At 68.2% G+C, this 4,738-nt stretch carries 5 protein-coding genes and 2 pseudogenes; 2 read left to right on the plus strand and 5 right to left on the minus strand.

Annotated features, from left to right (window positions below; all coding sequences use genetic code 11):
• Nucleotides 1–101: 101 nt before the first annotated feature.
• Nucleotides 102–524 carry a hypothetical protein gene (locus tag AB0N07_RS39365; RefSeq protein WP_365843711.1) on the minus strand — a complete coding sequence of 141 codons (423 nt, stop codon included), beginning with the start codon at nucleotides 522–524 and terminating at the stop codon, nucleotides 102–104.
• Between the two features lie 433 nt (nucleotides 525–957).
• The gene (locus AB0N07_RS39370; RefSeq protein WP_365843713.1) at nucleotides 958–1,086 is read right to left on the minus strand and encodes a hypothetical protein; all 129 of its coding nucleotides are present in this window, start codon (nucleotides 1,084–1,086) and stop codon (nucleotides 958–960) included.
• A 357-nt stretch (nucleotides 1,087–1,443) separates the two neighbouring features.
• On the opposite strand from AB0N07_RS39370, the gene lspA reads away from it, so the two are divergent.
• On the plus strand, nucleotides 1,444–2,040 hold the full coding sequence (gene lspA / locus AB0N07_RS39375) for a signal peptidase II (RefSeq protein ID WP_365843715.1): 597 nt from the start codon (nucleotides 1,444–1,446) through the stop codon (nucleotides 2,038–2,040).
• Between the two features lie 143 nt (nucleotides 2,041–2,183).
• Here the strand turns inward: lspA and AB0N07_RS39380 are convergent.
• Nucleotides 2,184–2,360 (minus strand): annotated as a pseudogene (locus tag AB0N07_RS39380) (short-chain dehydrogenase); the annotation flags it as partial.
• A 53-nt stretch (nucleotides 2,361–2,413) separates the two neighbouring features.
• Between AB0N07_RS39380 and AB0N07_RS39385 the strand changes: the two are divergent.
• Nucleotides 2,414–3,264 (plus strand): annotated as a pseudogene (locus tag AB0N07_RS39385) (helix-turn-helix transcriptional regulator).
• A gap of 196 nt (nucleotides 3,265–3,460) precedes the next feature.
• On the opposite strand, the gene AB0N07_RS39390 reads toward AB0N07_RS39385, so the two are convergent.
• Together AB0N07_RS39390 and AB0N07_RS39395 are read right to left on the minus strand one after the other, a co-directional pair.
• A complete protein-coding gene (locus tag AB0N07_RS39390; protein WP_365843717.1) occupies nucleotides 3,461–3,745 on the minus strand; it encodes a hypothetical protein in 285 nt (94 codons plus the stop codon).
• A gap of 305 nt (nucleotides 3,746–4,050) precedes the next feature.
• Nucleotides 4,051–4,545 carry a hypothetical protein gene (locus AB0N07_RS39395; protein ID WP_365843719.1) on the minus strand — a complete coding sequence of 165 codons (495 nt, stop codon included), beginning with the start codon at nucleotides 4,543–4,545 and terminating at the stop codon, nucleotides 4,051–4,053.
• Nucleotides 4,546–4,738 lie beyond the last annotated feature (193 nt).

The following is a 4,738-nucleotide window of genomic DNA, read 5'->3' on the forward strand; positions in this document are numbered from 1 at the left end:
GCCCCGATTGGCTCCCGCCTGTCCCCTCCCCCTGGGCTCCGGGGGCGGGGGCGGGGGCGCTCCCGAGGTAAAGGCATTCGAGCGGGACCGCCCCCGCCGGCTCACTTCGCCAGCGGGCCGAACTCCTTGCGGGTGTCCACCGGCTTGCCGAAAAGCTGCCACCGCTCGCCCTTGAACCGCATCAGCTGCATCGTCTCGATAGGGAAGGCGTCGTCGCGGCCCGTGGACAGGGCAGGTCGGTGTCGGTGAGGGTGGGCACCACGATGCGGCAGTCCGCCGCACGGCCGTCGGCGACCGCGGTCGCGAGGGGGTATTCGATGACCTTGGGCCACCGTCGAGGTCGCCGCTGACGAGGCGCACTGGGCGGAGCAGTACCGGGCGGGCACATCCGCCTCAGGAGCGAGATACAGGGTGCCCCCGCACACGCAGAGGCCGCCGGCCGGCTTGCGGATGTGGGCGGCCGCGGACCTGGCCCGCTCGTGCAGGAGAAGGTGTTCGTGGCCGATCACGTGCCCGATGGCCATGGCTTCTGCGTCGTTGAGGTAGATCTCGTCGATCAGATCGGGGTCTCCGTAGCAACCCTCGACCAGCTCGACGGCGACCGTGGAGTATGTCCCCTGGACAACGGCGGCCGCGATCAGTGCGTCACCCTGGTCCCCCGTATGCGCGGCCGCCGCATTGGTTCCGAACTCCTGTCGCCGGTCGTTCCCCCCGCCCAGGCCTTCTTGGCGAGTTCCGCCGCGGAGCGCTCAGCGAGATGCCGGTACTCACCGTACGGAATGAAGCCATCGGCGACCGGAGGGCGCTCGCACCCGGGGATGAGGCACAGCTCGGTGAGCCGGTCGTCCTGGGAGAGCACGAGTTCCGAAGCGACGGCCGACGCACGCCACCACCGCAGTGTGGAAGCCCTGGCGCGACTCCATCACCATCTCGGCGCACAGGCCCATCGCCGCGAGGTCACCGGTCAGCAGCCAGGACCGCGTTGTACGACACCAGGCCGCCCAGCAGCGCCGAGTCGAACATGCGCGGTGCCCACTCGGCGCGGACCTCAGGATGATCTCCGCTCCACTCGGGGAGGTTGTGCACTCGGCGAGCAGTTCCCGCAGGGAGAACACCGTCGGCGAAGTGCCGGCCATGGTGGCCTGGCGGAGGGCGGCGGTGTACTTGGCGCCGGTCTCGCGCTGCGCCGCACGGGCTCGCTGGGCCCCTGTTCCCGGCTCGCGTCGGGCAGCACTGCGCAGGAGTTGGGTGGCGGGTGCGGGATCCGTTCGGGATCCAGCATGCATAGATCGTAGAAGGCTGCTGGTGATGGGGGGGCAGAGCAGACCACCAGGATCTGACCGCAGTGGTGTGGAAGCTGGAGCCAAGCACCTGCTGAACGTTCCACCCGTCGCCGACAAGAGGCTCTTGTAATGTGGGCCTGTCCAGGGCGGCTCGGCATCCATGGAGCAGATCATCACTAGCGACAATGCCTCGCAATCCCAGCCCGAGACAGCAACGCGTGCTGTTGATGGGCGCGCACTGGCTCGGCGCTCTCTGACCGCTCTGCTGACGGCGGCCGCTCTGACCTATGCCTTGGATATCGGCACCAAGCTAGTGGCTGTCTCGCGGTTGGAAGGTCGGGAGCCCGTTGCCGTAGCGGGCCGCGTGCTCACGCTTCAGGTGTTCCGTAACTCGGGGGCGGCTTTCAGTTCGGGCCAGGCTTTCACTGCTGTGTTCACGGTGATCTCGGTCGCGGTTGTCGTGGTCATCGCGCGTGTCGCGCGCAGGCTTCAGAGCTTTCCGTGGGCTGTCGCTCTGGGCTTGCTGCTCGGGGGCGCGCTCGGCAATCTGACGGACCGGATCTTCCGGGCGCCCGGGGTCTTCCGCGGGCACGTCGTCGACTTCATCTCCGTTGAGCACTTCGCCGTGTTCAATCTCGCCGATTCGGCCATTGTCTGCGGCGGTGCCCTGGCGGTCCTCCTGTCGTTCTTGGGCACCTCCCTGGACGGCTCGGCCTCGCAAGATCTGCAGGGCCGGAGAATTCTCGCTCCGCGATAGATGCTCCGGACCCGAGAGCCTGACTGCCGTGCAGCGCAGGCTCGGTAGAGTCGCGGTCTTCTCCGTCGGCGGCGACCTCGCTCCCGTCTCGCTGCCCGTGGGAGACAAGAACGTGAATGCGGAGGAGTCGACCACCGCGACGTCACTCGAGCGCCCTCGCGGGCGAAGAGCCGAGCCGCGGCGGCTCCGATGCCGCGTCCGGCACCGGTGATGAAGGCGACCTTGTCGGCCAGCAGGCCCAGGGCGGCAGGCGTGGTGGATGTGCCGGTGACAGGTGTGTTGTCCATGGCACCAAGCCTGCGCCCGTCCGCGAAGCACAACCAGGCACCGGCATTCCTGGATCCGCGGCCCGGCGCCCCCGCACACTGGAGAGGTGGACCGACGACAACTGGCCGACTTCCTGCGCAGCCGACGCGAGCGGATCACCCCTGCCGAGCTGGGGCTGCCCGCCGGACCGCGCCGCCGCGCCCCGGGCCTGCGCCGCGAGAAGGTGGCGCAGCCGGCGCACATTTCGACCGAGTACTACACACGGCTGGAGCAGGTCCGGGCGCCGCACCCGTCGCACGAGGTGCTGGCCGGACTGGCTCGGGCCCTGCGCCTGACGGACGCCGAACGCGACCATCTCCATCACCTGGCCGGCACACCGCCGCTCCCGTCGGCCGGGCCCTCGCGCCAGGTACGGCAGAGCATTTCGACCTGCTGCACCGACTGCCGCAGGCCGCGGCGACCGTAACGTCCGCGACCTTCGAGGTACTGGCCTGGAACGAGCTGGCGGCAGCCCTGATGGAGGCCTTCTCCGCCCTGCCACGACGCGACCGCAACCTCGTGCGCCGTCTCTTTCTCGGCCCGCACACGCAGGGGCAGCGGCTGTACGGAGTGTCGGACGCCGACGCCTTCGCCCGCATCTCGACGCAGCGCCTGCGCGCCGCCGGCGCCCGCTACCCCGACGATCCAGAGGTCGCCGAGGTGGTAGCCGAACTCCTCGACGAAAGCGAGGAGTTCACCCGCCTATGGCAATCCCACGACGTGTCCGCCGAGCTCACCCTGTGCAAGACCTTCCAGCACCCGCTGGTCGGCCCCGTCACCGTCAATTGCGACGTCCTCGACATCACCGACCGCGACCAGCAGGTCGTGATCTACACCGCGGTCCCAGGCTCGCCCTCCGAAGAGGCGCTACGGCTGCTGTCGGTCATCGGCACACAGCGCATGGACGTCACGCACTGAGCCACACCGGCCGCACTTCAACGTCCCCGGATGCGGACCGGCGCCGGTCAGCATCGCCCGCGCGCTGAACCCTGCCCTGCACGGCACGGCCCCTGAGCGACCACTTCAAGTCCCGTGCGTGCGCAGTGCCGCCAGGAGCAAGCCACGCGCCTGCCCCGGCGTCGGAACCTTCCCACCCGTGCGGTTGCCGGGGCGTTCAGCTCAGGTAGTTCACCCACCCCGGTACAGAGGGGTCGTAGCTGGCGATCGACTCGAGAACCAGGGCGGTGAACGCCACCCACTCGTCCTCGGGGGTCCACGCCTCCCCAGCGTTGGCCTGGGCGTAGAACGGACTGGGTGCCCAGGCCAACAGAATGCGATCCTCCGTCACCTCATGGATCCAGCCGAGGAACTCCCTGCCGTCAACGAGGGCGAAGCCCACCTTGTCAGCGCGTTCAGAGCAGCCGGCAAAGTAGTCGTAGAGCGACTGACCTTCGAACATTTGACCAGCGTAGCGGTACTGATCCAGGAGCCACTGCGGGCAGCCGTCTGTGCAGCTCGGCCACCAGTCCGGCCGCCGGCGGGCGAAGGCGTACGCTGCGCGCCCACCGGGTTCCGGGCACTGGCCGCCACCTCGAGACGCGGATACCTGACGGGCTGCGCGGTCCTGCTGGGACGGGCGCTCGCAGCACCTCCGGCGAGTCCACGGCAGGTGTCATCCCGCTGCCCGCCGCCGGGACCGGCAGGTCAAAAGCTCACCTCCATGTCCGAGCCAGTCCCTGACCCTCGCATACTCCGCACAAGCCGTTACGTCTGCCACCTCTCGACCAGCTCGTTGAGAACCGACATCTTGTCGGGCCGTGCCTCCAGCAGGATGAGGCCGAGCACGGTAACCGGGTCGAGCGCGGGATCGCTGCGGGTGACGTATGTGTGGACAGTGCGGTCGGGCCGGGACGTCTCCCTGACGTCAAGGACGGTTCGTTCTTCGGACGTTACGGAGAAGTGCAGTTTCCTGCGGAATCGAGCACGGTGGATGCGGTACTCCGCTTCCCACAGCAGCACGGTGTTCCCATGACGCTCTCCCACCGGCTGTCCATGTGCCGACAGCAGGGGCTGCCCCTCATTGAAGTCGACCAGCAGACGCGGGTCGTCGCCGACTCGGTCCGTGCTGCCCAACACATGCTGACGACCAGGGCCGGCCTGCGACGCGAACGCTCCGACGGGTTCGCCGTCCAGTTGGAAGAACGAACTGACCATCCACATCATCGACTGGCCCGGTCGAAGCCCACCGCTCGTCGTCACCGGCGCCTCACCCAGTTCCTGAAAGCACATCGTTCGCACATGGTCACTGAGCCCCCATCGGCTGCTGGGACATGACATTCACCAACGGAGACGCGAGCGGGTGTGTCAACTTAACGGCTGATCTTGGTTGTTGATGGTCAGTTGTTGCTCGGAGTCAGGCGGCCCTCGAAAGCGATCTGGAACGCGTTCAGGG

It is taken from the genome of Streptomyces sp. NPDC051172 (genome assembly GCF_040682555.1).
Lineage (GTDB): Bacteria > Actinomycetota > Actinomycetes > Streptomycetales > Streptomycetaceae > Streptomyces.